The organism is Natrinema salifodinae (assembly GCF_900110455.1).
In the GTDB taxonomy this organism is placed as follows: domain Archaea; phylum Halobacteriota; class Halobacteria; order Halobacteriales; family Natrialbaceae; genus Natrinema; species Natrinema salifodinae.
Map to the genome: position 1 here is coordinate 791,699 of NZ_FOIS01000004.1, position 26,703 is coordinate 818,401.

Genomic DNA, 26,703 nt, shown 5'->3' on the forward strand with positions numbered 1-26,703 from the left:
GGCGCCCTCGGAGATCGGGCGAGTAAAATTGAAAATCGGATCCGAAAACAGCTATAATTGTACAGATACCTCTCTGGCTACCGCAGAACGGAAAACTCGCCGGCACGACCGTTACTCGTCGAGGTGTTCGATTCCCTTCTTCGAGACGTTCGCCTCCGTGATCTCGTTGGGCATCCAGTCCGGCTTGTCGTCGGGCGCCGTCTCCTCCCAGGCCCAGCCGTCGTAGATGTGAACCTTGTCCGTTCCTTTCTCCCGGAGTCGGAGTTCGATGCGGTCGGCCTCCTCCTCGCTCGAGCCGGGGTCGAGCCGCCGGGCCGCCTTGAGGGCCGCCTGACGAGGCGTGTTGCCGGAGAAGACGCTCGATTCGTCACCGCCCGATTCGCGCAGCGCAAAGTTCCGTTTACCGTCGTCTCGTACCATGGTTTCGCCTCCGTGTCAATTCAGCACACGATCCGACATAAAGATATCCCCACAAATCGACCGACTGCGTCGGTATCTTTAAGTACACTGCGGACACCATTTCTCCGCAGTATCTGCATCGTCCGCCCCGTCGCCGTGCCGTGATTGTGCTCACGACGGGTGCGTAAGAAGGTCATTCGTTGATGCGTCGAAAACACTTAAGTATATCCTACGGCGAAGTTCGGAATAGAATCCCGCGATGGTACGGAAAAAGAAGCTGAGTCCAAGCGGTGCGAAAGACGAAGACGGTAACTACCACAACGTTCACCTCAACCTTCACGAGGACGAACTCGCAGTCGCGGGCATGGATATCGGCGACGAGGTCTTCGTCCGGGTACGGGACGGGAAGATTATTATCCAAAAAGCCGACGAAGACGACGTCGAACACGAGTTCTAAGCCCCTTACTCCTTCTTTCGACGGGTCTCCGACCGCATCGAGTCAATCTGCCGTCCGCTCTATCACGTTTGATTACATAAACGTACGTCTCTCAGATACATTCTCTCGTTCCTCCCATTATTTACCCGAAATCATCGTGGGCCGTTGCCGTGGGTCGATCCCACGCGATCACTCATGGAACACGGTTCTCACCATTCGCAATCGAATCGCTCCGCCGACCGCGCCGCTGATACCGACGCTAACGCTGTCGACGCTGACCCCGACGCCGGCCGAATTCCGACCGATACGTTCGCGGACAGCACCATCGACCGGCGGACCTTTCTCTCCCTGTCGGCGGCGACGGGCGCCGCGCTCGCGCTCCCCGGGGCCGCCACGGCGGACGTCGGCGGCGAACCGCTGACCGACGAGTACGCGTTCGTCGTCAACCACACCCCGGACGAGTACGCGGCCGCGACCGTCATCGAGTTCGCCGACCAGGCGACCCTCGAGAGCTTCGCGGACGAGTACGAGGAGGAACCGGATTCCGACCGGTCCCGCGCACCGAAGGCGGTCACGCGGCAGTCGCCAACGCCGGCGGCCCACGCGCATCTCACGGCCGACGAGGTCGCGGCAGTCCTCGAACTGGAGGGCGTCGAACTGATGGCGTTCTCCCCCGGCGCGAACCCCTGGTGGAAACTCGAGGAGCCCTACGCCGACGGCGTCTTCCCGCCGGTCGAGGCGGCTCGCGAGTTCATCTCCTACCGCGAGACCGGGCAGGGGCTCGCACACCTCGAAGCGGAGTTCCCCGATCGGGTGCGCGTCCACACCCTCGAGTCGTCGCCGGGGTGGCCGAATCGGGACTCCGGGGACGATCCCGATCCGCAGGACATCTACGTCGTCGACGTCGCGACCGACGTCCGGGACGAAGCCTCGTTCGCCGCGAAGGAGAAAGTGGTCTACTCCCTCTCGATCCACGGCGACGAGCGCGCGGGCGTCGAAACCGGTGCGCGGCTCCTCGAGGATCTCGCGCGGGGCGACGCCGACGACTTCGAGGGGCTGCTCGACGAGATCGCGTTCGTCTTCGTGTTCACGAATCCCGACGGCTGGGTGTCGCGCGAACCGCAGTTCGAGATTCCGTGGGGCGAGACGCAGACCAACTTCCGACGCGGGAACGCGGCCGGGGTCGACACGAACCGGCAGTATCCGACGATGGGCTGGATCGATCCGGCGTTCTGGCCCGCCGAACCCGAGGGCGCGCCCGAGGTCCGCCCCGGCTACGAGGACGAGGGGCTGGGATACGAGGACGTCGTCCCCGACTCGCTGGCGATCGTCGACCACTTCCGCGAGTACGAGACCGTCGAGTACCTCTGTGACTACCACGGGATGTACACCGCCGACCACGTGGTGTTCAACCTCGAGACGAACGCGCCCTTCGACCACGACGGTACCCACGATCTCGACGAGGTCAACATTCGCATCGGCGAGGGCATGGCGGACCGCTGGGGCGGTATCGAGGAACTCGCAGACGACATCGCACGCGCCGGCGAGGAACAGTACGGCGTTTCCGAGTACGTGCCCGACGGCCTGTTCGACTACGGGACGGTCTACGACTCGCTCGCCTACCAGGTGACCGGCGCGTTCTTCGGCTGGGCCGGCCAGCCCGAAGCGTTCGGCGGTCTCGGAGCCGTCACGGTCGCTCCCGAAATTATCTTCGCGAACCACTATCCGGAAGCCGCGATCGAGTGGAAACCCTACATCGAGCGTCGCCTGGTCACGGCCTATCGCATCTCGATGCGCGAGTTCGCGCGGATGACCGCCGCGGACACCGACGCAACGGTCGCGACCGGCGGACGGGACACCGCCTACGTCACGACCGATGAACTCACGCGCTCGTCGGCCGACCTCCCGTACACCGACGAGCAGCCCGGAAACGGTACCGATAACGGTAACGAGCGCGGTCGAGGCCGCAGGAGTGCAGCGGTTCGCCGCCGTCACGACGTCGTTCGACCGGGTCCCCGCGGTCGCGGTCGCGCGAGCGTCGAAACGGAAGCGACCGACGCGTCGCACTCGCTGTCGGTCCAGTTTTCCGGTCTCGACGGTGCGACCGACGGCGTCGTCCGGATCACGAATCCCGCCGGGACGGTCGTCCACGAGATCGATCTGGCCGAGAAGGCCGCTCCCGATCCCGAATCGGGGGCTCCCGGTCCTCACGACTTCGAAGGATGGTTCCGCCGGCGACCCGAGGCGGGCCAGTGGTCGGTCGAGGTCGAGAGCGACGCCGACGTCGAGGTCGAACTGATCGTTTTAGACGCCGAGGACGAGTATCCCGACCCGCGGGAGGTGCTGGGGTACGAGCAACGGGAGTACGCGGTCAACCCGATGCAGTTCTTCGCCGATCTGTCCGAACACCTCGAGGACGGCAGCATGGACGGCCTCCGCGTCCACGACGTTCGTATCGGCCGGCTACTCCGCGGGAACTCCGGGAAGCGACGCTACGACAAACTGGTCGTCTCACACGACGTCGGCATCGACGATCCCCAGTACGTCGCCGCCATCGAGGACTTCGTTGCCGCCGGCGGCGACCTCGTCCTGACCGATGCGGGCGTGAACCTGCTCGGCGCGCTGGACGTCGGCGACGCGGCGACGATCGAGGCCGACGACGTCGAGACCGTTGCGGTCCGGTTCGCGAACCTCGAGGACCGCGACTTCGACCACCCGCTGCTCGACGGGATCCGCCCCCGACAACAGGAACTGTGGAAGGGCCCACAGCTCGGCTACACGACCGACGTCGATCAGCCGGCGACGGTCGTCGACGGCGACGCGTTCGCGGCGGCGGGCGGCCAGGCCGCGGGCACCACCGGCGGCGGGGTCAGCGTCGGTACCCTCGCGGCGGGCGAGTCCGAGATCACCGTCCTCGGCTCGATCTTGCCGCCCGCCCAGCAGACCGTGTTGCACCCGTTCGGCATGGCCGACTACTCCCTCTCGTTCATGGGGCACACGCTCGTCTGTAACGCGCTCGGGTTCGAGCAGCGGCGCTATCGAGAGGGGGAACTGATCCGAACCTACGGGGAGATCAGGTAGCGAGAGACGACCGAAAACGGCGCCCGTTGCGCGGCGACGCGGCACCGCGGCGACGCAGCGCTAGCGGAGCGCCTCGAGATCGAACTCGAACGCCGATACCGGCACTTCGAGGTCGTGCTCGACGAGGACCTTCGGATGGACCTCGCCGATCACGCCGACGTCCTCGCCGTCGATGACGACGGCGGCCGTTCGACCCGAAATGAAGGCCGGGTGCTCGGTCGGCGGCGTCTCGAGGTCGACGTCGAAGTTCCGCGCGAGCGCCTGGAGGCGGGCCTTGGCGTCCTCGTAGCCCGCGTCGTGGTGGGCGAGGACGGCCCCGACGTGGCGTCCCTCGGCGACGCCGGTGTTCTCCGAGTCATCGACCTCGGCGGTGAAGCCGATCTCCGCCAGGTTCTGCGGGTACGCGCGATGGGTGTTTCGTTCGAGGACCATCAGCAGCGAGGGGAGCACCCACGTCCGCAGCATCGTGAAGTCCTCGCTGTAGGGTTCCTTGATCGTCGCGGCCTCGCCGGCTCCGTAGGCGTCATCGCTGGGGGTGATATCGAGCCGGTCGTAGTTCTCTTCCTCGCTGATCATATGGAAGTTCAGCAGGTCCTCGAAGCCCAGGCCGACGAGTTGCGTGCGCGCGGCGTTCTCGAGCCGCGAGCGCTCGTGGCGGCCGCCGACGGTCCCCACGTCGGGGTAGCGCGGCTCGAGCTCGTTGAAGCCGTAGGCCCGTCCGAGATCGTCGATGACGTCCAGCGGGTGGAGCACGTCGACGCGATAGGGCGGGATCGTCACCTCGTAGACCAGGTCGCCCGCGTCGGTCTCCTCCCTCTCGGCTTCGAGGCCGGAGCGCTCGGCCAGGTCGATCACGTCGTCGGGATTGAGGCCGATGCCGAGGATGGTCTCGATGCGGTCGTGAGCGACGGTCTTCGTCTTGGTCGAGAGGTCTGGGCGGACGATCTCGTGATCGGGGTATTCGACCGTCACCTCCTCTATCGTGGCTCCGCGGGCGGCCAGCGCGTAGCAGACGATGGCGAGCATCTTGTCGATCGTCCACTGATCGGTGCCCGTCATCTCGACGAAGAGGTCCCGCGAGTCGGCTGTGACCTCCGTCCGGCGGCCGTTGATGACCGGCGGGAACGAGAACAGCCCGAGGTCGTCGTAGATGGCCGGATACCGCTCGTACTCGCTGACGAGGTCGGCGTAGGTCTGACCGGTCTGGTGCCGCTCGAGTACCTCCGCCGGCGTCATCTCGGCGTCGGCATCGAGCGGGACGAACCGGTCCTCGTCGGGCTCGACGCCGACGTAGCGGATGACCGGGTTGCCCTCCGTGGCCGGGCTGCCCTTGAGCATCGTCAGGTCGTGGATCCCGATCGCGCCCTTCGCGCGCTTGCGGCCCATCGTCGCGTGGAGCTTCTCCTGCAGCTGGATCAGCGATTCCAGACTCTCCTCGTCGAGATCGACGTCGCGGATCACCGCGCCCGTGACGTAGGGGCGCTCGTCGGGGACCGACTCGTCGACCTCGATCGTCCAGTCCGGCGAGTTCGGCGAGGGGACGTGGACCCCCCGCGAGTCGCCGTACTGGTAGCGCAGCGAGCGCGCGACGCCCTCGACGGAGAGCCGGTCGAGCCGGTCGGGCGCGAACTCGAGTTCGAACGTGCCGTCCTCGGTTCGGCCCTCGAACTCGAGGCCGAGGCCGAACAGGTCGTCGATCAGTTCATCGTCGCCTTTCTCCTCGTAGCCGGTCAGGTCCCGGAGCTCGTCGGGATCGATGTCGACCGTGGGCATCAGTAGGTCACCTCCGTCTCGCGCAGCAGTTCCAGGTCACACAGCGTCCCGTGGATATCCCGGATGTCCTCGAACCCGTACATCAGCATGAGCAGCCGCTCTAAGGCCAGGCCCCAGGCCATCACGTCGCACTCGACGCCGAGCGGTTCGAGCATCTCCTCGCGGAAGATCCCCGAGTTGCCGATCTCGACCTGTTCGCCGGTCGTCGGGTGGGTGCCGAACAGCTCGAAGCTCGGCTCCGTGTAGGGGTTGTAGTGGGGCTTGAACTCGATGTCCGTGATGCCGAACTGGGCGTAGAACTCCTCGAAGGTGCCCATCAGGTCCCGCACCGAGAGGTCCTCGGCCATCACCCAGCCCTCGATCTGGAAGAACTCGAGCAGGTGGGTCGGATCGAGCGTGTCGTTGCGGTAGACCTTCTCGACGCTGAAGAAGCGCGCGGGCGGCTCGATCTCGCCGATCTCCTGGCCCGCCAGGTAGCGGGTCGACAGCGAGGTCGTGTGCCCGCGAAGCGCGAGCGCACGCGCGAAGTCCTCGTCCCAGGGCGAGTGATAGCCCTCGCCGTCGTCGCCGACACCCTCCCGGTGGGCGCGCTCGACGCGGTCGACTAAGTCCGTAGGGAGGTCGTCGATGTGGGTCGGCTGCTCCAAGGCGAACCGGTCCCAGTGGGTCCGCGCCGGGTGGTCCTGGGGCATGAACAGGCAGTCGTTGATCCAGAAGTCCGCGTCGACGTGGGGGCCCTCCATCTCCTGGAAGCCCATCCCGACGAGGACGTCCTTGACGCGCTCGGCCGTCTGGCGCAGGATGTGGACCTTGCCGCCCTCGAACTGCTCGGCGTCGGCCTCGACGTTGTAGTCGGCGAACTCGACGTCTGCCCACTCGCCGCTCGTGAGGAGTTCGGGCGTAACCTGGCCGACCGTCTCGGCGGTCTCGATTCCGCCCATCAGCTCCGTGACGGCGCGCTCGGTCAGCGTCGCCTGGCGGATCGTCGACTCCGTGCGCTCGACCAGGCCGCGCCGTTCGAGTTGGTCCAGCGTATCCGCGTCGATGTCGACGCTGTCGACCGCCGCCTCGCCGGCGTCGGCGAGGGCTGCGAGGGCGTTCGCCTCGGCGTCGGCCGTCGGGTCCGCGTCGGGATCGGCGGTGATCTCGCCGCTGTCGATCGCGCCATACCCCTTGCGCGCGTAGTTCGAGAGCGCGATGTCGACCGCGCCCCCTTCGAGCCCCGACGCGCCGATGACCTGCCCCATCGAGACGGGGTCGGAATCGGCGCCGGCCTCGAGGGCGGCCTCGTAGAGGCGCACCTCGGGGAGCCCCGCCTCGACGTAGTCGCGCCCCTCGTTGGTGGGTGCGACCGTTTCGTCGACGCGCTCGGTGACGGCGACCAGGCCCTCGTCCTCGAGTTCGAAGACGGCCCCGGTGACGGTCTCCGGGGGGAGGTCGGTCGCCGCGGCGAGGGCGTCGACGGACGTTGCCTCGTCCGCACTCGCGGCCTCTAAGACCGCGACCTGTTGTGCTGGTAGTTGCATTCGCTTACGTGGATTGCCGTGGGTCGGTCAGTTAGCGGTTCCGACTCCGTTCGACTCGCCAGGCGGTTCGTCGGCGTCCGCGTCCCGCGTTCGGACGCCGGACGGACGACTCGCGAATCGACGGAACTGACGCGGACGGTTTCGCCGGAGACGGTCTCTCGGCCGTCCCCGGGTCCACCGGCCCGGCTCACCGGGCGAAGAAGAAGCCGAATCCCGACCGCTGGCGCTGTGACTGCTCGCCGATACCGGCACGACCGCGGGATTCGGGTGCCATACTCGGGGGGACTCGCGAGCGGCGTAAAAACGTTATGATACGCACCCTCACACTGCCGCTCTGGTGCTCGCTGGGTGTTGCTCTCTGCGGGCTATCGCGGATCGGCGTTCTCGGGCTCAGCGGCGCCGCGGCGACTCGAGTTCGATGTCGGCCTCCTCGAGCAGGTCCTCGACCTCCTCGCGTTTCTCCTGATGCTCCTCGAGGAACTCCTCCATGAGCTGGGCGGCCTGCTCCTTGCAGTCGCCACAGAGGCGCTCGCCGCCGACGCACTCGTCGTAGACGCGCTTGGCGAACTCGTCATCGTCGCCGGCGAGCAGGTAGGCGTACAGTTCGTAGACGGGACACTCGTCTGCCCGGCCGCCCTTCTCGCGGTGTTCCTCGGCGGTCTCGCGGCCGCCGGTCGACGCGGCCTTGACCTTGTCGTAGCCGTCCTCGGGGTCGTCCAGCAGCGAGATGTGTGAGGCTGGAATCGAGGAGGACATCTTCCCGCCGGTCAGCCCGGTCATGAAGCGGTGGTAGATCGACGAGGGCGGTCGGAAGCCGTAGCCGCCGTTGTCGACCTCGATCTCGCGGGCGAGTTCCCGGGCCTCGTCGGGATCGATCTCGAAGGCGTCGACGTGGCTCTCGTAGACCCGCTTCTCGCCCTCGACGGCGTCGATCAGCGCGTCGAAGGCCTCGTCGGTCGCCCGCCGGTCGAAGAAGCGGGTGCGCGGCCGGATCGGCTCCATGCCGGCCTCCCTGAGCTTCGTCAGCACCGAGTCGAGGACGTCGGCGCCGACAGCGAGCTCCGAGAGGGGGGTCTCCTCGAGCGCCTCGGCGACGTGGACGCACCGGAGGGTGTCGTCGTCGAACGCCGCGGGGTCGAGGCGCTCGTAGTACTCGGCGACCAGGCCGCGCTCCTCGGGCTCGAGTTCGAAGCTGGCGTAAGCCCGCGAGACCTTGAAGAAGCGCATCCGTTCTGCGAGGTCCCGCGCCAGGCGGACGTGGGGATCCTGGTCGGGGCCGACGGGGATGACGGTCGGCTTTGGCTCCTCGAGTTGCGGATAGAGGATGTCGGCCATCTGGGTGACGACCGACTGCATGTGCGAAACGTCGGTCTCGCCGTCGAAGCCGTAGATCGCCTGAAGCTCCGAGAAGTTGGCGTCGGCGCCAAGCTCGAAGGCCAGGTCCTGAAGTTCGCGGTTGGTCGACTGGCGGTAGAGCGTGCCCTCCTCGAGATCGAAGCCGAGCGCGAGCAGGGACAGCAGGTAGTCGCGCGCGTGGTCGTCGATCTCCGCCCAGCTCATCCCGCGGGCGGAGTTGGCCTCGAGGTCGGCGATCAGGGCGTAGGCGTCGGCGCCCTGCTGTTGGTGCCAGATGATCTCGTCGAAGACGAGCTTGTGGCCGATGTGGGGGTCGCCGGTTGGCATGAACCCGGAGAGGACGGCCGCGGGCTCGTCGTTCTGTAGGGCCTTCGCGACCGCCCGGTAGTCGCGGTGGCCGAAGATGACGCCCCGGCGCATCAGGTAGTGAGGGTTGGGCACCTCCGGGAGCACCTCGTCGAACTCCTCGATGCCGAACTCTTCGAACAGTTTCCGGTAGTCGGAGACGCTCGAGGAGCCCCAGGGGTCCAGCGCGACGTCGTCGGCGCCTGCTGCCCCGCCGTCGGAGCGGAGCTCCGACGAGGATCGCGATCCGGTGGATCGCTCACCACCGTCGGATAACGGTTCCTCTGACTCGGACTCCTCGAATGAGTCGTCTCCGGTCATTAGATGCGTTTTGGCGCGCCAGTGCGCAAAAGGCTTCGGCTTCGGGTCGGTCCGGCCGCAGTTCCTGCCCCGTGACTGACTCAGTCGGTCCGCTCGGCCGCCGCTCGCAGGTCCTCGAGTCGCTCGGACTCGACCCCGGCGAGGACGACCGCCGCGAAGACCGCGTCGCCGTCGGGCCGCGGCGCGTCGCCGCCCAGGACGCCCGATCCCCCGACGGTCGACTGGAGCGTCCGCCGACCCTCGGCGATCGCCCGGCGGTTGAGCCACGCCGGCGGCCCGCCGACGATTAGCAGGCCGCGCTCGGCCGTTTCGGGATCGCACTCGAGGGTAAGCTTCCCGCGGATCCCCTTCCGCACGACGGTTTCGACGGCGCGGACCGCTTCGCTCGTCTCGACGTCCCGTTCCGTCGGAACGAGACCGAGCCCGAACCGCGACCCGCTCGTTTCGACGGCCTGGTCGCCGTATCCCAGCGCGACGATGGCCGACTCGTTGCCGACGATTCGATCGACGTCGCTCGCGTCGACGACGTTCTGCGCGACCGGCCCCGTCCCGTCCCCGCCCGATTCAGAGTCACCGCCGGCGAAGACGGCCGCGACGCGCGTCGCCACGTCGCGGTTGCACCGCTCGCGAGCGTCGGCGATCCCCTCTCCGGGACGAAGCCACGCCTCGTTATCGACGGGGACGATCGCGCTCGCCAGACCGTCGAGTCGCTCGATCGCGGCGATCGCGTTCGTCGCCGCGTTCGGTCGCGGAACCGCGTCGGAGCCGGCCCCCGAGGGTGACCTCGAACGCGCCCCGGCCCCGGTCCGGGCGACGTCGGCGTCGGAGTCGAACTCCCGGTCGGCCGGCAGCGTCGCGAGGACGTAGACCGGCGCGTCGTACCGGCGCTGGAGCCCCGCGACGAGTGCGGGGGTCGTCCCGCCGCCGGTCGCCCCGCCGAGCCCGGTCGCGACGAGGAACGCGTCGGCGTCCGCCGGCGCGCCTCGATCCAGCCGTTCGAGGAGTTCGTCGGCGCGTTCTCGACCGACGTCGAAGCCGCGGTCGATCTCTCCCTCGAGTCCGTCTTCTCGTCCGTACTGATAGCGATGTGATTCCGGAATAACGGTCCCGTTCAGTGCGCGCTCGTCGGTATCGAACGCGAAGGCGTCGGTGAGAAAGGAGCGGTCCGCCGACTCCGCGGCTCGGATCGCATCGGCAATCCGACAGCCCGCGCCGCCGACGCCGAGTACCTCGAGTTGCATGGTTCGCCCCTCGGACGGCGGGGGTTTCAGGATTCCGCTCGCGGGGGCGTTGCTCGACCTCGGGTCCGGTCGGGCTCAGGGCGTCAGCCGTTCGAGCGACCACCACTCGACGTCGCCCGTCCCGTCGACCAGCGCGAACACCATCGTCTTCCGGACGCCGTGGGCCAGGCGGACGTCGAGCGCCAGGTCCCGCGGTTCGAAGACGTAGTCCGCCGGGTGGACGCGGACGAGCAGTTCGGAGTGGCCGAGGTCCTCGACCGAGTCCACGTCGGCGTAGGTCCGGAAGTCCGCGCCGAACTTGTAGCCCGTCTTGGGCACGACGCCGCGCTCTCGCAGGGCCGTGTAGACGGTCAGCCGCCGGTTGAACCGCTCGCCCTCGACCTCGCGGCCCCGTTCGCGGACCGTTTCGGGATCGAGATCGACGGCCCCGCGCTCGGCCAGGTAGGCCGCCTCGAGCAGCGAACACTGCAGCGTCGGTTCGTCGTACTCCCGACCCTCCAGCGGCTGGCCGTAGAACGACTCCTCGTACAGTTCGAGCGGCGGCTCCCAGACGACGACCCGGTCGGCCAGCAGGTCCGCCTCGCAGCCGTCGGGCAGTGCGGTCCCCGAGTTCGAGGTGCCGGACGGATCCCGCGTCCCGACCTCGAAGTAGGTGATCTCGCTCTCCTCGTCGACGACTGCCAGAACGCCTTCGGCGAGTTCGTTGGCCGGCACGTCAGTCCGCTCGCCGATGATCCGCAGCGCGTAGGCGATCTCGCCGTCGCCCGGTCCCTTCCCGCGCGGGAAGACCGCGAAGTCCGCCGCGCCGCCAGGCGGATCCGAAATCCACGGTTCGGCGGCCGGGGAGAGGTAAAAGCCACGCGATCGCAGATCCGCGTAGACGAGGAATCGAACGCCGAAATCGTCGCCTGGTTCCCGCGCGATGAACTCCCGGAAGCCGAGGCGTTCGCCGTCGTTGTCGACGACCGCTTCGAGGTCCCCCCGGTAGAGTAGGTGGGCCGCCTCGACGGGCGCGAGGGCAATCTCGTTGCCCTCCAGCGGATACCCGTAGCCCCGCGAGTCGTGATAGCGTTGGCGCGCGTCGCTGCCCACGCGAACGACGCCGTCGTCGAACCGCCCCTCGAGTGCCATAGTCGGGTGTTGGCCGGGCGCGACTAAGGGGCTGCGGATCGCTTCCTATTCGTCGTTCGTGCGTGAGTCGGCTCGATAGACGTTACCGCCTCGAAAGCCCCTATCCCGCTCGACTCCCGCGACTCGCTGCGCGCCTCGATCGCTCGTTACACTCGCTTCCTGCGGTGCTTGCGTCGTCGGAGTTCGTCGAGCGCGCCAGCCCCTTTCAGTCCCGCCCGCCGCAGCGGCTGGTCGGACGGTGGCGGGTCCGGTCCGGAGCGGGTGGTCAGTCGTCGGCTGTCGATTCGGCGACCGGGGTCTCGAGCGCGCGATCGCAGGTCGCGTCGAGACACCGGACGCCGCTTGCGGTCTCGAACGTCGGCAGGCCGCAGCCGCATTCGCCGTCGACGACACCGGCGGGGACGGCGAAGCCGGTGTCGCAGTCGGGGTAGTGCTCGCAGCCGGCGATGAGCCCGCCGCGCCGGAGGATCCGGAGGTCGCCGTCGCAGTCCGGCTCCGGACACGCCCACTCGCGGTCGAAGGCCTGGCGGACCGCCGCGTCGAGGGACTCGCAGCCCCGATCCAGACAGACGTCGAACGCCAGGCCGCGCTCGACGCGCATCCGGGGGAGACCGCAGTCGCAGTCGGCCTGGTCGTCACGGATCGTCGCATCTGCCGGCACGCCGTAGCGGTCGCCGCAGCCGACGCAGTGGACGCCGGTCGAGCGGACGAGCGTGCCGCCGCAGTCGGGACACTCGCCGACGGGCGTGCCGGCCGCGGAGCTGGGGTAGTGAGCGAACCCGTCCTGCTCGTGGGCGGCGATCCGCAGCGTCTGCGTGTCCTTTTTCGCGACGAGGGTGAAGTCGCCCGTGCGATCGCTCGAGACGCTGTCGGCGCGGGTCAGCCAGGCGACGGGCTGGTAGCCGTCGGTATCGTGAACGAGGACGGTGTTGTCCGGCTTGACGATCGTCGTCACGCGGCCGCGGTACTCCTCGCGGTCGGCGTCCTCGGCGATGACGGTGCAGTCGCCGGCCAGAACTCGGATCGCGTCGTCGATCATAGGACCGTTGGCCGCGGTTTCGTACTTAAACCCGCGGTTGGTGCCGCGGATGGAAAAGAGCCGACGAACCGGTCTGCGGTCGACGGGCTCGGACGGTCGTCGACGCGCTTCCTCGGCCCGGCGGCTCAGTCGAGACAAACGTACGTTCGCGTCGTGCCGATCCCCTCGAGCGGTCGAATTTCAGACGTGATAGCCGCGAGGACGTCGTGGGGCTCGTCACCCTCCAACTCGACGATAACGTCGAAATCGCCCGCGATAGCGTGTGCTTCGACGACCGAATCGAGTTCCCGGACGCGGTGACACACGTCCTCGGTCGTTCCGGTTGCGGCGTCGACCATCGTGAATGCGCGAACCATTGGCACAGACCTTTCGCCGCCGACGGCTAAAAAACGAATACGTCACTCACGATCCTGCGTCGCGCGATGATCGCCCGGTCGACAGCAACCGGGGACTCGCTCGCGCGGTCGCCTGACGGCCAGGCTTCCGACGACGGGGCGTCGGTAGGTGGTCATCCCGAGGACGCGGCTAGGCGCAACGGGTTTCCGGCCCGGGAGCGATCGTCGACCTATGGTGGAGACGACCGCCGAAATCGTGCTGTTCGACGGCTTCGACGAACTCGACGCGATCGGCCCCTACGAGGTGCTCGAAAACGGCGCCCGGGCCGGCGCATCGGTCGAGGCCCGCCTGGTCACGCTCGAGGAGACGGCCCTCGTGACGGCGAGCCACGACCTTCGGGTCGAACCCGACGGGACGGTAGGCGAGCCAGACCTCCTGCTGGTCCCCGGCGGCGGCTGGACGACCGCCAACGAGGGCGTCCGAGCCGCCGTCGAGGACGGCGTCCTGCCCGACGCCGTCGCCGAGCGCGCCGCGGACGGTGCGACCGTCGCGTCGGTCTGTACCGGCGCGATGGTGCTGGCCGAGGCGGGCCTGCTCGAGGGCCGGCCCGCGACCAGCCACCAGGTGGCTGTCGACGACCTCGAAGACTACGTCGAGACCGTGGTCGACGCGCGGGTGGTCGACGACGACGACGTGCTCACCGCCGGCGGCGTCACCGCGGGGATCGACCTGGCGCTGTGGCTGCTCGAACGCGAGTTCGGCGCGGAGATCGCCAGCGCGGTCGAAACGGAGATGGAACACGAGCGCCGCGGCGACGTCGCTCGCTGATCGACCGCCTATCCTGCTGCCTGCCAAACCGCTTTAGGCGGGGATCGAATAGCCCGGTCTACATGACTGCTGTGCTGTTTGATATGGACGGCGTCGTCGTCAACAGCGAAGACTACTGGGTCGACTTCCAGCGCGAGGAGATCCTCCCCGCGGTCGTTCCCGACGAAGACGTCGACGTCGCCGAGGTGAGCGGAATGAACTTCCGCGATATCTACGACTACCTCGACGAGGAGTACGGGGCCGCGATCTCCCGCGAGGAGTTCGTCCAGCAATTCAACGAGGCCGCCGAGGAACTCTACACCGAGCGCGTCGAGGCCTTGGACGGACTCCACGACCTGCTCGCGATGTTGGATGAGCGCGGCGTTCCGTCCGCCCTGGTCTCCTCCTCGCCCCACGACTGGATCGGCATGGCCCTCGAACGGTTCGATCTCGCGGACGAGTTCGACTACGTCATCAGCGCCGACGACATCGACGCGGCGAGCAAGCCGGCCCCCGACGTCTTCGAGTACGCGGCCGCCGAGGTCGGCGTCCCCGCTGCGGAGTGCGTCGTCGTCGAAGACTCCGAAAACGGGATCGAGGCGGCCGACCGCGCCGGGACGACCGTCGTCGCCTACCGGATCGCCGCCCACGGCGACATCGACCGCTCGGCCGCCGACGAGATCGTCGATTCGCCTGGCGAGCTCCGAGAGCGCGTCCTCGCGTTGACCGAGTGAGCGGAGCGATCGCGATTCGCTACTGAACTTCGACCGTTCGACTCGCCCCGATCGGCACCAGCGGCTCCTCGGGGAACGCCACGTTAACGGTGAACTCGAGTTCGTCGGCGTCGGCCCCGAAGACGCCGACCGGAACGGTATCCGCGTCGCGAAGGTAGGTGTTCGTGCTCGTCATCTCCACCCCGTTGACCGTCACGCGGATGCCGGCGCGGGCGGGCTCGCCGACGTTCCGGACCGTGACCTCGCAGACTTCGTTTTCGCCCGTCGCGACCGTCTCGGGGAACTGCCCCCACTCGATCTCGATCGAGGGCAGCGACTGGGCGCCCTCGTAGACGCGCTCGGCGACGCCCTCCGAGAGCCCGGCGGCGACCAGTCCCTCGACGCCCGCGTCGGCGACGTCGCCTGGCGTCGACAGGCCCTCTTTCGCCAGCTTGCTCGCGCGGCCGGCGGCGACCCCGTCGATGGCGGTCAGCCCGACCGCGTCCTCGGCGACGCCGTTCTCGATGCGTGCCTCGACTCGGCGCGCCAGGTTCGCGGCGTGGGGCCCGACGAAGCGATCGAGGAAGGCCCCGAGCGCCGAGACGAGCCGCGTCGCGTTGCGTCGGATGACCCAGGCGTCGCTGCGCAGTTCCGCGGGCGTCGAACCGCTGGCCGCGCCGCGGAGGATCGCGAGCACCTTCCGTTGGCCCGCCTCGAGATCGCCCGTCTCCTCGCCGACGAGCACCGCGTCGATCGCGTCGCGCTCGTCCTGGCGGGCCGAGACCGAGTCGAATTCCTCGGCGGTCGCGACCGCTGCGAGGACGTCTCCGGCGTCGATCTCTCCCGACTCCGCTCGATCGCAGAGGTCCGCGAAGTGAGCCGCCGTGTCCAGCCGGAGGTAGTACTTCGAGGTCAGCACGCCCAGCGGTGTCGCCTCGATCGAGAGGTCCTCGCCGGTCTCGACGAAGCCCCGGTCGACCAGGCCCTCTAAGCAGTCACGGACCCGCTGGCGTAAGTTCGGAAAGTCGTACTCGTCGGGTTTCGACTGGCCGCGCACGTAGTAAAAGGTCGTCTCGAGCCAGTCCATCACGTCCTCTAGGTCGGTGATCGTCCCCATCGCGATCTCGGCGTTGAGGTGGGTCTCTAAGCTCTCGGCCAGGCGGGACTCGATCTCCTTGCCGTCGCGCAGCAGCTGGCGGTACTTGTCGGCCTCGGCGGTGTCGCAGACGACCCAGCCGTAGCCGACGTCGTCGTACCCGGGGCGGCCGGCGCGGCCGAGCATCTGGAGGACGTCCAAGGGGCTCATGTCGACCTCGCCCTCGAGCGGGTCGTGGAGCTTCGTGTCCCGGATCACGACGCAGCGGGCGGGCAGGTTGACGCCCCAGGCCAGCGTCGAGGTCGAAAAGAGAAGTTCGATGTGGCCCTCTTTGAACCACTCCTCGACGAGGTCGCGGTCGTTCTTCGAGAGCCCCGCGTGGTGGAAGGCCACGCCGTCGAGCACCGAGTTTCGGAGGGTGGCGTCCTCGATCTCGTCTTTCGACTCGGTGTGGAACTCGTAGTCGCCGCGGGCGCCGATGGGAATATCGCGTTCGGCGATCTCGTCGCGGGCCTTCTTCGCCGCCTGGACGGTGTCCTGCCGGGAAGAGACGAACACGAGCGCCTGGCCGTCCTCCCGGAGGTGCGGTTCCGCGAGATCGAGCGCCCGGTAGAGGCGGCGGTACTTGTCCGCGAAGGAGTTCTCCCCGTGCGTGTAGGTCTTGACGCCGGCGTTGAGTTCGACAGGGCGGTACTTCTCGCCGAACTCGAAGGTCGTTTCGTCGGGGGCGTCCAGCCAGGCGGCCACGTCGTCGACGTTGGGCATCGTCGCCGAGAGCGCGACGATCCGGGGGTCACAGAGCCGTCGCAGGCGGGAGATCGTTACCTCGAGCACCGACCCGCGTCGGTCGGCATCGAGCAGGTGGACCTCGTCGATGACGCAGACGTCGATGTCGGTGACGAAGTCGTACCGCCGGGAATCGTGTTTGCGGGTCGCCGAATCCAGTTTCTCGGGAGTCATCACGAGGATGTCCGCCCGCCGCGCGCGACGCGGGTTCAGGTCGCGCTCGCCGGTGACGACGTAGACGGAGTAGTCAAGCTCCTCGAAGCGGTCCCAGTCGTCCTCCTTCTCGTTGGTGAGCGCCCGCAGCGGCGCGATAAAGAGCGCGGTGCCGCCGTCGGCCAGGGCCTTGCAGATCGCCAGTTCGGCCAGGGCCGTCTTCCCCGAGGCCGTCGGCGCGCTCGCGACCACGTTGTCCTCGGACTCGAGCAGTGCGGGCAGTGCCTCGCGTTGCATCCGGTTGAACTCCTCGAAGGCAAAAGCGTCGGCGAATTCGGGGAGAACCTCGGCGACCTCCATCACACGGAAACGGGGGGTGCCGGGTCAAAGGCGTTTCCTTCGAGTGGCACCGCGACGGCGCGGCGACTCGGCGCCGCTCACCGGGACGTGAGGGCGGCGGTGATCACCACGCCGGCGGTAGCGAAGTCCACCGGTAACAGGTCCACCGAGTACGATCGTGAGCCGTCGACCGGCTCAGACGGTTCGGGGGTCGCGATCGGTCGCGACCGCCTCGAGCTGATCGCTGAGTCGGCTGCTGGCGCGGTCCGGGTTCGGAACGCGCTCGAAGGTCAGTTCCGGATCGCCGGAGCCGGCGGTGTAGACCGTCAGATCGCCGTACCCCAGTAGGCGGCCGATCCCGCTTTGACTGAGGCTGGTGTTCTGGACGCGCTCGAGGCGGAACTGGGTGACGTCCCGCGAGACGATCCCCCGCTTCTTGTAGAGCTCCGAGGAGGTGATGACGTAGCGGGTGTTCGTCCAGACCAGGTAGCGAGCGACGGCGAGGGCGGCGCCCGCCGCGGTCGCGAGGAGTCCGAGGAGCGTCAGGAGGCCGACGCCGTCGGTCGCGCTCCAGCCGGTGACCACGAACCCGGCGAGCGCGAGCGCGACCCCGACCGGGAGCCTGGCGCCCATCGTGATCGGATGGGGGCGGCTCTCCCAGACGATGTTCTCGTCGTCGCTGATGTGGAACCAGTCGGGCGTCGAGCCGAGGGCCATCGGCCCCGCGTATTCCGTCGCCGGCCGTAAACCTGTCGGGGTAACGGGTCCGTACCGACCGCGAATCGGAGTTTCGGTCGAGGCGGTCGTTCATATCCGACGCATACCGGCGTACTGGTCGTGAGGAATATCGAGTAGCGGCCGGGTAGCTGTCGGATAGCAATCGTGCGACAGAGTACCGAACCACCACGGTTTTTCACCGCCCGGCCCGATGTGGGGATATGAGCCGCGCGCGCAAGCCCGACTGGTTGAAGAGCCGACCGCCGTCGGGTCGCGAGTTCGCCGGCATTCGGGAGACGCTGCGCGAGCACGACCTGCACACTGTCTGCGAGGAGGCCAACTGCCCGAATCTCGGCGAGTGTTGGTCCGGCCGGGCCGGCGGCGACGGCGACGGCGGGACGGCCACCTTCATGTTGATGGGCGATCGCTGCTCTCGAGCCTGCAACTTTTGCGACGTCGAGACCGGCGGCATGGAAGCGCTCGATCCCGACGAGCCCGAAAACGTCGCCGAGGCGGTCGCCGAGATCGGGCTGGACTACGTCGTGCTCACGAGCGTCGACCGCGACGACCTCCCCGACCAGGGCGCGGGCCACTTCGCCGAGACGATCCGCGAGATCAAGGCCCGCCACCCCGGGATCCTCGTCGAAGTGCTGATCCCCGACTTTCGGGGCGAGGAACGACTCGTTCGGAAGATCATCGACGCCGAGCCCGACGTGATCGCCCACAACGTCGAGACCGTCGAGCGCCTGCAGTTCCCGGTTCGGGACCGCCGCGCGGGCTACGAGCAGAGCCTCTCGGTTCTCGAGCAGGTCGACCGCGAGTCCGACATCTACACCAAGACCTCTATCATGCTCGGCCACGGCGAGTACGACCACGAAGTCTACCAGACCCTCGCGGACTGCCGCGAGCGCGGCGTCGACATCGTCACGCTCGGGCAGTACCTGCGGCCGTCGCGTGACCACCTCGAAGTGCAGCGGTACGACCACCCCCACAAGTACGAGACCTGGCGCCGCGTCGCCGAGGAGGACCTGGGCTTTCTCTACTGCGCCAGCGGCCCGATGGTGCGCTCGTCGTACAAGGCCGGCGAACTGTTCGTCGACGCCGTGTTACGGGAGGGGAAGTCGGTCGAGGAAGCGCGACAGCGAGCGCGACCGGTAGGGTGACCTAAGCGGTACGCACGGCCGCTGATTTCGACCGCTACGAGTGGTGGGCGACGGGAGTTCTGCGGTTGCCAGCGGTGACGAATCCGTCGAAGACTTCTACAGCTCTGGGTCGCCGGACGACTCCTCAGCGAATACCGGTCTCGAGGAGAGTAATGTGAGCCAACTCTTCTTCTACGAGGGTCCGGACGGCCCCAGCTTCGTCACTATCCACGATGAGCCCGATACGCGAACTGGTGGCGATGCGAAGCTGGACTTCGATACGCTTCCCAACGCTGGATCGTGGGTCGTAGAGGACGATTCCAGTCACGCATCGAACTCGTTCGGTCGAGAGCGAGCGACGTGGAGTTGGGGCGATTGCTGTACCGACGGCGGTGCGTACCGCGGTGGGTTCGAGGACGGATATACGTCCACGATCGATGCAACGTTCGAATCGGGCATCGATACGTGACAGGTGCTTACAGAAGACGGGTCCGTAGCCGGTGAACTCGACCCGAACGAACCCATCACGGTGACAACGATCTTTCGGACCGCATTCACCGGCACGTGATATTGAAGAAAGACGACTATTTACGTAGTGTAATGCGTGATCAGAGCGGACCCAAGTATCCGATCTACGATCAGGACGATCCGAAGAAACTCCGGAACGACTTGCTGCTCTCGTTTTTCGTTCCGGTGCTCCTGACGATCGGCGTGCTGGCGGTCGCCTTTCGCTTCGTCGTCGGCGACGCCCTCGCTGGGTTCTATCCTGCGTTCGCCGAACCGATCGAATGGGGTGGGGTCCGTACAGTGTGATCGGCGGCGGACCGCGAATGCTGTTGCTCATTTGTACCACCTGTCTCGTCACATTCGTCTACTACTGAGCATATCTGAAGTACGTCCGCGACTGGCTCCGTGAACGAGGGAGGGTCTGACGGCCGAGATCGTGACGAGTTGCGACTCGAGCGTGCGGGGGTCCGAGTCCTGACTCACAGACCGGTACGCAGCCGTGGGAATAGATCACACGTAACACGTTACCGAACTTTCCTTTCGTCCAGTCAGTCGTCTTTCTTTCGACTGCGATTGAATGAACGACTGGAAACGTACATATTTGTTCAAACTCGTCCAGAAAGGTCCGGTATCGATCGATGTTCGCGGCTTAGTGAGGCAAGAATCTCGCTAATAGCAAAATATTTTGGGAAACTCCTTTATCCCGAGCGATAGTTCCCTAGGGTATGTACAGGTGGGTCTTCCCGTGAGTACGTTACAGCGTGATCCCCGCGAGCGAGTACAGGTCCTTGACGAGGCGGGCCGCGTCCGTGAGGGTGCCGACGTGCCGGACCTCTCCGAGGAGACGCTCGTCGAGATGTACGAACAGATGCGGCTCGTGCGTCGGTTCGACGAACGGGCAGTCAGCCTCCAGCGGCAGGGACGGATGGGGACGTATCCGCCGCTGTCCGGTCAGGAGGGCGCACAGATCGGCAGCGCCCACGCGCTGGCCGAGGAGGACTGGGTCTTCCCCAGCTACCGCGAACACGGCGTCGGCCTGGTCCGCGGCCTGTCCCTCGAGCGCACGCTGCTGTATTGGATGGGCCACGAGCGGGGTAACTACATGCCCGAGGACGTCAACATCTTCTCGGTCGCCGTCCCCATCGCGACCCAGATTCCCCACGCGACCGGCGCGGCCTGGGCCTCGCGACTGCGCGACGAGGAGAAGGCATTCATCTGTTACTTCGGCGACGGCGCCACGTCGGAGGGGGACTTCCACGAGGGGCTGAACTTCGCGGGCGTCTTCGACACCCCGAACGTCTTCTTCTGTAACAACAACCAGTGGGCCATCTCCGTCCCGCGCGAGCGCCAGACGGCCAGCGCGTCCCTGGCCCAGAAGGCCACCGCCTACGGCTTCGAGGGCGTTCAGGTCGACGGAATGGATCCGCTCGCGGTGTACCAGGTCACCCGCGACGCAGTCGAGAAAGCGAAAGATCCCGACGACGACGAACTGCGACCGACGCTGATCGAGGCGGTTCAGTACCGCTTCGGGGCCCACACCACGGCCGACGACCCCTCGGTCTACCGGAACGACGAGGAGGTCGAACGCTGGAAGCAGAAGGATCCGATACCGCGACTCGAAACGTACCTGCGGTCGAACGGCATCCTTGACGACGAGCGGGTCGACGCGATCGAAGCCCGCATCGAGGAGGACGTGGCAGACGCCATCGAGGCGGCGGAGTCAGTCGAACGACCCGACCCCGAGGAGATCTTCGCCCACGTCTACGAGGGGATGCCAAAGCGACTGCAGCGGCAACTCGAGTACCTCGAATCGCTCCGCGACCGACACGGCGACGACTCCCTTCTGGAGGGCTAACGCATGGCAGCACAATCGCAATCGGAGAACCTCACCCTGGTCCAGGCGGTACGGGACGGGTTACACACCGAGATGGAACGCGACGACGACGTCATCGTCATGGGCGAGGACGTCGGCGAGAACGGCGGCGTCTTCCGCGCGACGGAGGGGCTGTACGACGAGTTCGGCGAGAACCGCGTGATCGACACGCCGCTGGCCGAGTCGGGGATCGTCGGCACGGCGATCGGGATGGCCGCCTACGGGATGCGCCCGGTCCCCGAGATCCAGTTCATGGGGTTCATCTACCCCGCGTTCGATCAACTGGTCTCTCACGCCGCGCGCCTGCGGACGCGCTCGCGCGGGCGATACACGTGTCCTATGGTCGTCCGCGCCCCCTACGGCGGCGGCATCCGCGCGCCGGAACACCACTCCGAGTCGACGGAGGCGATGTTCGTCCACCAACCAGGTCTCAATGTCGTCGTCCCCTCCACGCCGTACGACGCCAAGGGGCTGCTGGCCAGCGCGATCCGCAGCTCCGATCCGGTCGTCTTCCTCGAACCGAAGCTCATCTACCGGGCGTTCCGCGATGAGGTCCCCGACGAATCGTACGAAGTCCCGATCGGCGACGCGGCCGTCCGTCGGGAGGGCAGCGACATCTCGGTCTACACCTGGGGCGCGATGACCAGGCCGACCCTGGAAGCAGCGGCGAACCTCGAGGGCGAGATCGACGTCGAGGTGATCGATCTGCGGACGGTCTCGCCCTTAGACGAGGAGACGATCGTCGAGTCCTTCCGGAAAACCGGTCGGGCCGCGGTCGTCCACGAAGCCCCGAAGACGGGCGGTCTGGGCGCCGAGATCGCCGCGACCCTGCAGGAGGAAGCACTACTGTATCAGGAGGCGCCGGTGGAACGCATCACGGGCTTCGATACGCCGTTCCCGCTGTACGCGCTCGAAGACTACTACCTGCCCGAACCGGCGCGCATCGAGGACGGCATTCGAAACGCCGCGGAGTTCTAACATGGTCAGGGAGTTCGAACTACCGGACGTCGGCGAAGGTGTCGCCGAAGGCGAACTGGTCTCGTGGCTGGTCGAGGAAGGCGATCCCGTCGAGGAGGATCAACCGGTCGCGGAGGTCGAGACGGACAAGGCGCTCGTCGAGGTGCCCGCCCCGGTTGACGGCACCGTCCGCGAGTTACACGCCGAAGAGGGCGACGTGGTCCCCGTCGGGACCGTGATAATCTCTTTCGACGTCGAAGGCGAGGAGAGCGAGGAACCGACCGAGTCGGAGCAGGAACGAGCGAGCGAACCCGAAGGCATCGACGAACCGGGTGAGTCCCCGTCCGAGGCCGCCGAATCTGGCGAAACCGCGGGCAGCCCCGAAGCGACCGGCGCCGAGACCGACGACGTCGCACCGCCCGACGACCGGCTCTTCGCCCCGCCGCGCGTGCGCCGCCTGGCCCGCGAACAGGACCTCGATCTCTCGTCCATCCGGGGCAGCGGTCCCGGCGGACGGATCACTGCGGCGGACGTCCTGGCCGCGACGGGCGTCGGAGCGGGCTCTGAATCCGGCGACGGGACGGACCAGGCCCGGTCGCAGGCGACGGGGGGAGACGCCGAGGCCGGGACGGCCGAATCGGAATCGGACGCTGCAAGTGTCGGTGCGGAGCCCGCTGTAGAGTCTGCGGGGTCAGCTTCGACGTCGGCTTCGGGTTCCCAGCAGACTGGAACCGGAACCGAAACCGAGACGCCCGCTCAGGTCGAGTCCGCCGATCGCGACAGGACCCTCGCCGCGCCCGCGACCAGGCAACTCGCCGAGGAGGAGGGCGTCGACATCGATGCCGTCCCGGCGGTCGAAGAGCGCGAGGGCGAGGCGTTCGTCACGCCCGAGGCGGTCCGGGAGTACGCCGAGGCACAGCGCCAGGCCCAGGAAGCCGACCGGGAGGCGATCGAGGCCGGCGAACCGGTCGGGACGAAAGGGACCGACTTCGCGCCAGGCGAGCGCGAGCGCCGCGAACCGTTTCAGGGCGTCCGCAAGCGAATCGCCGAGGCGATGGTCGAATCCAAGTACAGCGCACCTCACGTCACCCACCACGACGAGGTCGACGTGACTGAACTCGTCGACGCGCGCGAGGAACTCAAAGCCCGCGCCGAGGAGCAGGGGATTCGCCTGACCTACATGCCCTTCGTCATGAAGGCTGTCGTGGCGGCGCTGCAGGAACACCCCGAGATGAACGCGGTCATCGACGAGGAGAACGACGAGATCGTCTACCGCGACTACTACAACATCGGGGTCGCGACCGCGACCGACGTCGGCCTGATGGTCCCGGTCGTCGAGAACGCCGAGCAGAAGGGGCTGTTGCAGCTCGCCTCGGAGATGAACGAGGTCGTCCAGAAGGCCCGCGACCGGACGATCAGCCCCGGCGAACTCCAGGGTTCGACGTTCACCGTCACGAACATCGGCGGGATCGGCGGCGAGTACGCGACGCCGATCATCAACTACCCCGAGGCGGGGATCCTCGCGCTGGGCGAGATCAAGCGCAAGCCGCGGGTCGTGACCGACGACGACGGGACGGAGTCGATCGAACCCCGGTCGGTCCTGACGCTCTCGGTGTCGTTCGACCACCGGTTGATCGACGGCGCCGTCGGCGCGCGCTTTACGAACACGGTCATGGAGTACCTCGAGAACCCTAGCCTACTATTGCTCGAGTGATCGAACCCACATCACGACACCAATGAACATGGAACACCGCTACCCGAACGAACGACAGCACCGAAGGGGGATTCGCTGATGGTCGTCGGAGACGTCACCACCGGCACGGACGTCTTAGTCATCGGCGCCGGTCCCGCCGGCTACGTGGCCGCGATCCGAGCCGGTCAGCTCGATCTGGACGTCACGCTCGTCGAGAAGGATGCCTACGGCGGCACCTGCCTGAACTACGGCTGCATCCCCTCGAAAGCACTGATTACCGCGACCGACATTGCCCACGAGGCGCGCCACGCCGAGAAGATGGGCATTCACGCCGACCCCGCGATCGACCTCTCTGGCATGGTCGACTGGAAGGACGGCGTCGTCGACCAGCTCACGGGCGGCGTCGAGAAACTCTGCAAGGCCAACGGCGTTAACCTGCTGGAGGGCACCGCTCGGTTCGCGGACGAGAACACCGTCCGCGTCTCCCACAGCGGCGAGGGCCAGGGCTCCGAGACCCTCGAGTTCGAGCACGCGATCGTCGCGACCGGCTCCCGTCCCATCGAGATCCCGAACTTCGAATTCGACGACGAGCCCGTCCTCAACTCCAAGCAGGCGCTCGCGCTCGAGTCCGTCCCCGACTCGCTGGTCGTCGTCGGCGCCGGCTACATCGGGATGGAGCTCGCGAGCGTCTTCGCCAAACTGGGCACCGAGGTGACGGTCATCGAGATGCTCGACTCGATCCTCCCCGGCTACGACGACGACCTCAAACGCCCGGTCAAACAGCGGGCGAACGATCTGGGGATCGAGTTCGAGTTCGGCTACACCGCCTCGGAGTGGCACGACCGTGACGACGGCGACGGGATCCGCGTCGTCGCCGAGCCGGCCGATTCGGCCGCCGCCGACGGCGGAAGCGCCGAAGCCGTCGAAGACGAACGCCTCGAACTCGACACCGAGACGGTCCTGGTGGCCGTCGGCCGCCACCCCGTCTCCGACACCCTCGATCTCGACGAAGCCGGCGTCGAGACCGACGACCGTGGCTTCATCGAGACCGATTCGCGCGCCCGCACGACCGTCGACCACATCTTCGCCGTCGGCGACGTCGCCGGCGAGCCGATGCTCGCCCACAAGGGCAGCGCCGAGGGCCAGGTCGCCGCCGAAGTGATCGCTGGCGACCCCGCCGCGCTCGATCACCAGGCGATGCCGGCCGTCGTCTTCACCGACCCCGAGATCGCCACCGTCGGCATGACCGAGTCTGAGGCCGAAGACGCGGGCTTCGATCCCGTGACCGGCCAGTTCCCGTTCCGTGCCAGCGGCCGCGCGCTAACGACCGGCGAGTCCGACGGGTTCGTCAAAATCATCGCCGACGATTCGGACGGCTACCTCCTCGGGGCCTCGATCGTCGGGCCTGAAGCCTCGGAGCTGATCGCCGAGCTCGGCCTGGCGATCGAACTGGGCGCAACGCTCGAAGATGTCGCGTCGACGGTCCACGCCCACCCGACGCTCTCGGAATCGGTGATGGAAGCCGCGGAAAACGCGCTTGGGCACGCGATTCACACGCTGAACCGCTGATATTCGTCACTGCTTCCTTTCTGCCCGTCCGTTCTGTTACTGTACGTACAGCGAGTACGCAATCACGAGGAAGCCGGCCAGAACGAGCAGACTCTCGAGCAGGATTCCCATCGCAAGGGGAACGGCGAGCAGTTCGTACAGCATACCGGCGAGCACGAGTCCGAGCGTGACGAGTCCGAAGCCGATCGCGAGGTAGCCGAGCGCTCGCTGTCGGGTTCGACGGTACGCTTTAAACGCAAAGTACGTGATGACGCTACCAACGACGAGGACGAGCGTCTTGACGACGGCCAACGCCAACGTCGTTTCCGTCGGACCGGCGGGGAATAGGTTCATGTCTCCTTTCGCACCTCCGACCACAGATCCGCGAGCCGTTCGTCCGCCGTCCGGGCCGGCCGTTCGATCTCGACTGACAGCGATCGATCCTCATCTAAGCCGATCGTGATTTCGTCGAACGCGATCGAATACTTGCTCGCGTGGTGCCCGTCCTGTCGGATCTCGGTCGACTCCTCAAGCAGTGTCGACTCGGTTAATACCTCGAGCTTCCGGTACAGTGTCGACTGAGGAATATCGCATCGAGACGTGAGCTCCGAGGCCGTCATCGGCTCCTCGAGGTTCCGGATAATCTCGCGGCAGTCGGGATCGTCCAGCGCGGCGCAGATTTCCTCCGCGGACGGCGTCGACTCCGAAGCGAACGGGTCCCGGACCATTCGTCTCCTCCTTGCAACGCGCGTGGTTTATCGGCATCGATACTTCCCGCAGGCACCCGTCCCAATTGCTGACACGACGATACGACACCTTCTTGCGCGTTCGCGCTCGAGTGCGACCACGCGGGTATCATCCGGCCCGACCGCGCCTGCAAGGGTGGAATGATCGGCCGACCTCCGCCCGCGTGACATTCTCGACGGCAGTTTCTGCGAGCGATGAGACCGATTAGTAGTGACGTTGCTGCGTCCGGCTCGCGAAAACCGTCGCATGGTAGCGGATTCCGATGACAGACTCGTTCGACGGCCTTATATATTCGACCGGCGTTCGACACTAATGCGAACGACGTGGCGCACGCCGCCACGTTCCCTCCGGCCGCATTCCGGCACGGAGGCAGGCACTCCATCCGCCCCTCGACACTCAGCGAGGGCGTGCGGATCGAGCGTGATCGACGCCGACTATCGGCGTTCCAGTACAATGCCCTTATACACTCTGGGCGCGTACAAGAAATCACGCGCATTCCCCCGCCGGCTGCGATTTCCGGCGCGGGCATCGATCCGACGCCCTTAAGTGTACGAGGGCATTCGGATGAGAACGCGAACGCAAAAGAACGCGTGACCGACGAAGCGTTCAACTCGCTTCGTCAATCCGGACGATTCGAACCC

Annotated in this window: 23 protein-coding genes; 11 read left to right on the forward strand and 12 right to left on the reverse strand. The window is 67.0% G+C overall.

The genetic code is table 11. The annotated features are described in order from the left end of the window. Window positions 1-111: 111 nt before the first annotated feature. Window positions 112-420, reverse strand: a complete 309-nt coding sequence (locus BMY29_RS18135; RefSeq protein ID WP_049991516.1) for a non-histone chromosomal MC1 family protein — start codon at window positions 418-420, stop codon at window positions 112-114. Between the two features lie 238 nt (window positions 421-658). Between BMY29_RS18135 and BMY29_RS18140 the strand changes: the two genes are divergently transcribed. Together BMY29_RS18140 and BMY29_RS18145 are read left to right on the forward strand one after the other, a co-directional pair. Then, on the forward strand, window positions 659-856 hold the full coding sequence (locus BMY29_RS18140; RefSeq protein WP_004215684.1) for a hypothetical protein: 198 nt from the start codon (window positions 659-661) through the stop codon (window positions 854-856). A gap of 174 nt (window positions 857-1,030) precedes the next feature. Continuing rightward, window positions 1,031-3,916: a M14 family zinc carboxypeptidase gene (locus BMY29_RS18145; protein WP_049991515.1), complete on the forward strand. Its 2,886-nt coding sequence runs from the start codon at window positions 1,031-1,033 to the stop codon at window positions 3,914-3,916. Window positions 3,917-3,976: 60 nt separating this feature from the next. Here BMY29_RS18145 and pheT read toward each other — a convergent pair whose 3' ends face one another. The 7 genes from pheT to BMY29_RS18180 all read right to left on the reverse strand — a co-directional run bounded on the left by pheT (window position 3,977) and on the right by BMY29_RS18180 (window position 13,004). Then, window positions 3,977-5,689, reverse strand: coding sequence for a phenylalanine--tRNA ligase subunit beta (gene pheT / locus BMY29_RS18150; protein WP_049991514.1), 1,713 nt, complete (start codon window positions 5,687-5,689; stop codon window positions 3,977-3,979). After that, window positions 5,689-7,215, reverse strand: a complete 1,527-nt coding sequence (gene pheS / locus BMY29_RS18155; protein ID WP_049991513.1) for a phenylalanine--tRNA ligase subunit alpha — start codon at window positions 7,213-7,215, stop codon at window positions 5,689-5,691. The genes pheT and pheS overlap by 1 nt, the downstream gene beginning before the upstream one ends. Window positions 7,216-7,605: 390 nt before the next feature. Beyond that, window positions 7,606-9,237, reverse strand: a complete 1,632-nt coding sequence (locus tag BMY29_RS18160; RefSeq protein ID WP_049991512.1) for a tryptophan--tRNA ligase — start codon at window positions 9,235-9,237, stop codon at window positions 7,606-7,608. Window positions 9,238-9,317: 80 nt separating this feature from the next. After that, the gene (locus BMY29_RS18165) at window positions 9,318-10,478 is read right to left on the reverse strand and encodes an FtsZ/tubulin family protein (RefSeq protein ID WP_049991511.1); all 1,161 of its coding nucleotides are present in this window, start codon (window positions 10,476-10,478) and stop codon (window positions 9,318-9,320) included. A gap of 75 nt (window positions 10,479-10,553) precedes the next feature. Next, window positions 10,554-11,609 carry a tRNA-intron lyase gene (endA, locus tag BMY29_RS18170; protein WP_049991510.1) on the reverse strand — a complete coding sequence of 352 codons (1,056 nt, stop codon included), beginning with the start codon at window positions 11,607-11,609 and terminating at the stop codon, window positions 10,554-10,556. A gap of 265 nt (window positions 11,610-11,874) precedes the next feature. Further along, the gene (locus tag BMY29_RS18175) at window positions 11,875-12,648 is read right to left on the reverse strand and encodes a DNA topoisomerase I (protein WP_049991509.1); all 774 of its coding nucleotides are present in this window, start codon (window positions 12,646-12,648) and stop codon (window positions 11,875-11,877) included. 125 nt (window positions 12,649-12,773) lie between these two features. After that, on the reverse strand, window positions 12,774-13,004 hold the full coding sequence (locus BMY29_RS18180) for an Lrp/AsnC family transcriptional regulator (RefSeq protein WP_049991508.1): 231 nt from the start codon (window positions 13,002-13,004) through the stop codon (window positions 12,774-12,776). Between the two features lie 211 nt (window positions 13,005-13,215). Between BMY29_RS18180 and BMY29_RS18185 the strand changes: the two genes are divergently transcribed. After that, the gene (locus tag BMY29_RS18185) at window positions 13,216-13,812 is read left to right on the forward strand and encodes a DJ-1/PfpI family protein (protein ID WP_049991507.1); all 597 of its coding nucleotides are present in this window, start codon (window positions 13,216-13,218) and stop codon (window positions 13,810-13,812) included. A 62-nt stretch (window positions 13,813-13,874) separates the two neighbouring features. Beyond that, window positions 13,875-14,525 (forward strand): HAD family hydrolase, encoded by a 651-nt coding sequence (locus BMY29_RS18190; RefSeq protein ID WP_049991506.1) that lies wholly within the window; start codon window positions 13,875-13,877, stop codon window positions 14,523-14,525. 19 nt (window positions 14,526-14,544) lie between these two features. Here the strand turns inward: BMY29_RS18190 and BMY29_RS18195 are convergent, their stop codons facing one another. After that, on the reverse strand, window positions 14,545-16,899 hold the full coding sequence (locus tag BMY29_RS18195) for a DEAD/DEAH box helicase (protein WP_049991505.1): 2,355 nt from the start codon (window positions 16,897-16,899) through the stop codon (window positions 14,545-14,547). A gap of 174 nt (window positions 16,900-17,073) precedes the next feature. Then, a complete protein-coding gene (locus BMY29_RS18200) occupies window positions 17,074-17,595 on the reverse strand; it encodes a PH domain-containing protein (RefSeq protein WP_049991504.1) in 522 nt (173 codons plus the stop codon). Between the two features lie 221 nt (window positions 17,596-17,816). On the opposite strand from BMY29_RS18200, the gene lipA reads away from it, so the two are divergent. From lipA to lpdA, 7 genes are all read left to right on the forward strand, one after another. Next, entirely contained in the window at window positions 17,817-18,758 is a 942-nt protein-coding gene (gene lipA, locus BMY29_RS18205) for a lipoyl synthase (protein WP_049991503.1), read from the forward strand. 154 nt (window positions 18,759-18,912) lie between these two features. Next, complete coding sequence (locus BMY29_RS18210; RefSeq protein WP_143067739.1) at window positions 18,913-19,206, forward strand: hypothetical protein; 294 nt, start codon at window positions 18,913-18,915, stop codon at window positions 19,204-19,206. A 131-nt stretch (window positions 19,207-19,337) separates the two neighbouring features. Then, on the forward strand, window positions 19,338-19,550 hold the full coding sequence (locus BMY29_RS18215) for a hypothetical protein (RefSeq protein ID WP_049991501.1): 213 nt from the start codon (window positions 19,338-19,340) through the stop codon (window positions 19,548-19,550). Between the two features lie 439 nt (window positions 19,551-19,989). After that, window positions 19,990-21,099, forward strand: a complete 1,110-nt coding sequence (gene pdhA, locus BMY29_RS18220; RefSeq protein WP_049991500.1) for a pyruvate dehydrogenase (acetyl-transferring) E1 component subunit alpha — start codon at window positions 19,990-19,992, stop codon at window positions 21,097-21,099. 3 nt (window positions 21,100-21,102) lie between these two features. Next, window positions 21,103-22,095, forward strand: coding sequence for an alpha-ketoacid dehydrogenase subunit beta (locus BMY29_RS18225; protein WP_049991499.1), 993 nt, complete (start codon window positions 21,103-21,105; stop codon window positions 22,093-22,095). A gap of 1 nt (window position 22,096) precedes the next feature. Beyond that, a complete protein-coding gene (locus BMY29_RS18230) occupies window positions 22,097-23,788 on the forward strand; it encodes a dihydrolipoamide acetyltransferase family protein (protein ID WP_049991498.1) in 1,692 nt (563 codons plus the stop codon). A gap of 78 nt (window positions 23,789-23,866) precedes the next feature. After that, window positions 23,867-25,336, forward strand: a complete 1,470-nt coding sequence (gene lpdA / locus BMY29_RS18235) for a dihydrolipoyl dehydrogenase (RefSeq protein ID WP_049991497.1) — start codon at window positions 23,867-23,869, stop codon at window positions 25,334-25,336. A gap of 36 nt (window positions 25,337-25,372) precedes the next feature. On the opposite strand, the gene BMY29_RS18240 is transcribed toward lpdA, so the two are convergent. Together BMY29_RS18240 and BMY29_RS18245 are read right to left on the reverse strand one after the other, a co-directional pair. Beyond that, on the reverse strand, window positions 25,373-25,669 hold the full coding sequence (locus BMY29_RS18240) for a DUF7521 family protein (protein WP_049991496.1): 297 nt from the start codon (window positions 25,667-25,669) through the stop codon (window positions 25,373-25,375). Further along, a complete protein-coding gene (locus BMY29_RS18245; RefSeq protein WP_049991495.1) occupies window positions 25,666-26,043 on the reverse strand; it encodes a transcriptional regulator in 378 nt (125 codons plus the stop codon). The genes BMY29_RS18240 and BMY29_RS18245 overlap by 4 nt, the downstream gene beginning before the upstream one ends. Window positions 26,044-26,703 lie beyond the last annotated feature (660 nt).

What these genes read in the sequence shown, in the direction of transcription:
- BMY29_RS18240 (WP_049991496.1), bottom strand. Translation starts at nt 25,669, where the DNA reads ATGAACCTATTCCCCGCCGGTCCGACGGAAACGACGTTGGCGTTGGCC.
- BMY29_RS18135 (WP_049991516.1), bottom strand. Translation starts at nt 420, where the DNA reads ATGGTACGAGACGACGGTAAACGGAACTTTGCGCTGCGCGAATCGGGC.
- endA (WP_049991510.1), bottom strand. Translation starts at nt 11,609, where the DNA reads ATGGCACTCGAGGGGCGGTTCGACGACGGCGTCGTTCGCGTGGGCAGC.
- BMY29_RS18140 (WP_004215684.1), top strand. Translation starts at nt 659, where the DNA reads ATGGTACGGAAAAAGAAGCTGAGTCCAAGCGGTGCGAAAGACGAAGAC.
- BMY29_RS18190 (WP_049991506.1), top strand. Translation starts at nt 13,875, where the DNA reads ATGACTGCTGTGCTGTTTGATATGGACGGCGTCGTCGTCAACAGCGAA.
- lipA (WP_049991503.1), top strand. Translation starts at nt 17,817, where the DNA reads ATGAGCCGCGCGCGCAAGCCCGACTGGTTGAAGAGCCGACCGCCGTCG.
- BMY29_RS18175 (WP_049991509.1), bottom strand. Translation starts at nt 12,648, where the DNA reads ATGATCGACGACGCGATCCGAGTTCTGGCCGGCGACTGCACCGTCATC.
- pheS (WP_049991513.1), bottom strand. Translation starts at nt 7,215, where the DNA reads ATGCAACTACCAGCACAACAGGTCGCGGTCTTAGAGGCCGCGAGTGCG.
- BMY29_RS18225 (WP_049991499.1), top strand. Translation starts at nt 21,103, where the DNA reads ATGGCAGCACAATCGCAATCGGAGAACCTCACCCTGGTCCAGGCGGTA.
- BMY29_RS18180 (WP_049991508.1), bottom strand. Translation starts at nt 13,004, where the DNA reads ATGGTTCGCGCATTCACGATGGTCGACGCCGCAACCGGAACGACCGAG.
- BMY29_RS18200 (WP_049991504.1), bottom strand. Translation starts at nt 17,595, where the DNA reads ATGGCCCTCGGCTCGACGCCCGACTGGTTCCACATCAGCGACGACGAG.
- BMY29_RS18160 (WP_049991512.1), bottom strand. Translation starts at nt 9,237, where the DNA reads ATGACCGGAGACGACTCATTCGAGGAGTCCGAGTCAGAGGAACCGTTA.
- pheT (WP_049991514.1), bottom strand. Translation starts at nt 5,689, where the DNA reads ATGCCCACGGTCGACATCGATCCCGACGAGCTCCGGGACCTGACCGGC.
- lpdA (WP_049991497.1), top strand. Translation starts at nt 23,867, where the DNA reads ATGGTCGTCGGAGACGTCACCACCGGCACGGACGTCTTAGTCATCGGC.
- BMY29_RS18165 (WP_049991511.1), bottom strand. Translation starts at nt 10,478, where the DNA reads ATGCAACTCGAGGTACTCGGCGTCGGCGGCGCGGGCTGTCGGATTGCC.
- BMY29_RS18145 (WP_049991515.1), top strand. Translation starts at nt 1,031, where the DNA reads ATGGAACACGGTTCTCACCATTCGCAATCGAATCGCTCCGCCGACCGC.
- BMY29_RS18185 (WP_049991507.1), top strand. Translation starts at nt 13,216, where the DNA reads ATGGTGGAGACGACCGCCGAAATCGTGCTGTTCGACGGCTTCGACGAA.
- BMY29_RS18215 (WP_049991501.1), top strand. Translation starts at nt 19,338, where the DNA reads ATGCGTGATCAGAGCGGACCCAAGTATCCGATCTACGATCAGGACGAT.
- BMY29_RS18230 (WP_049991498.1), top strand. Translation starts at nt 22,097, where the DNA reads ATGGTCAGGGAGTTCGAACTACCGGACGTCGGCGAAGGTGTCGCCGAA.
- BMY29_RS18195 (WP_049991505.1), bottom strand. Translation starts at nt 16,899, where the DNA reads ATGGAGGTCGCCGAGGTTCTCCCCGAATTCGCCGACGCTTTTGCCTTC.
- BMY29_RS18245 (WP_049991495.1), bottom strand. Translation starts at nt 26,043, where the DNA reads ATGGTCCGGGACCCGTTCGCTTCGGAGTCGACGCCGTCCGCGGAGGAA.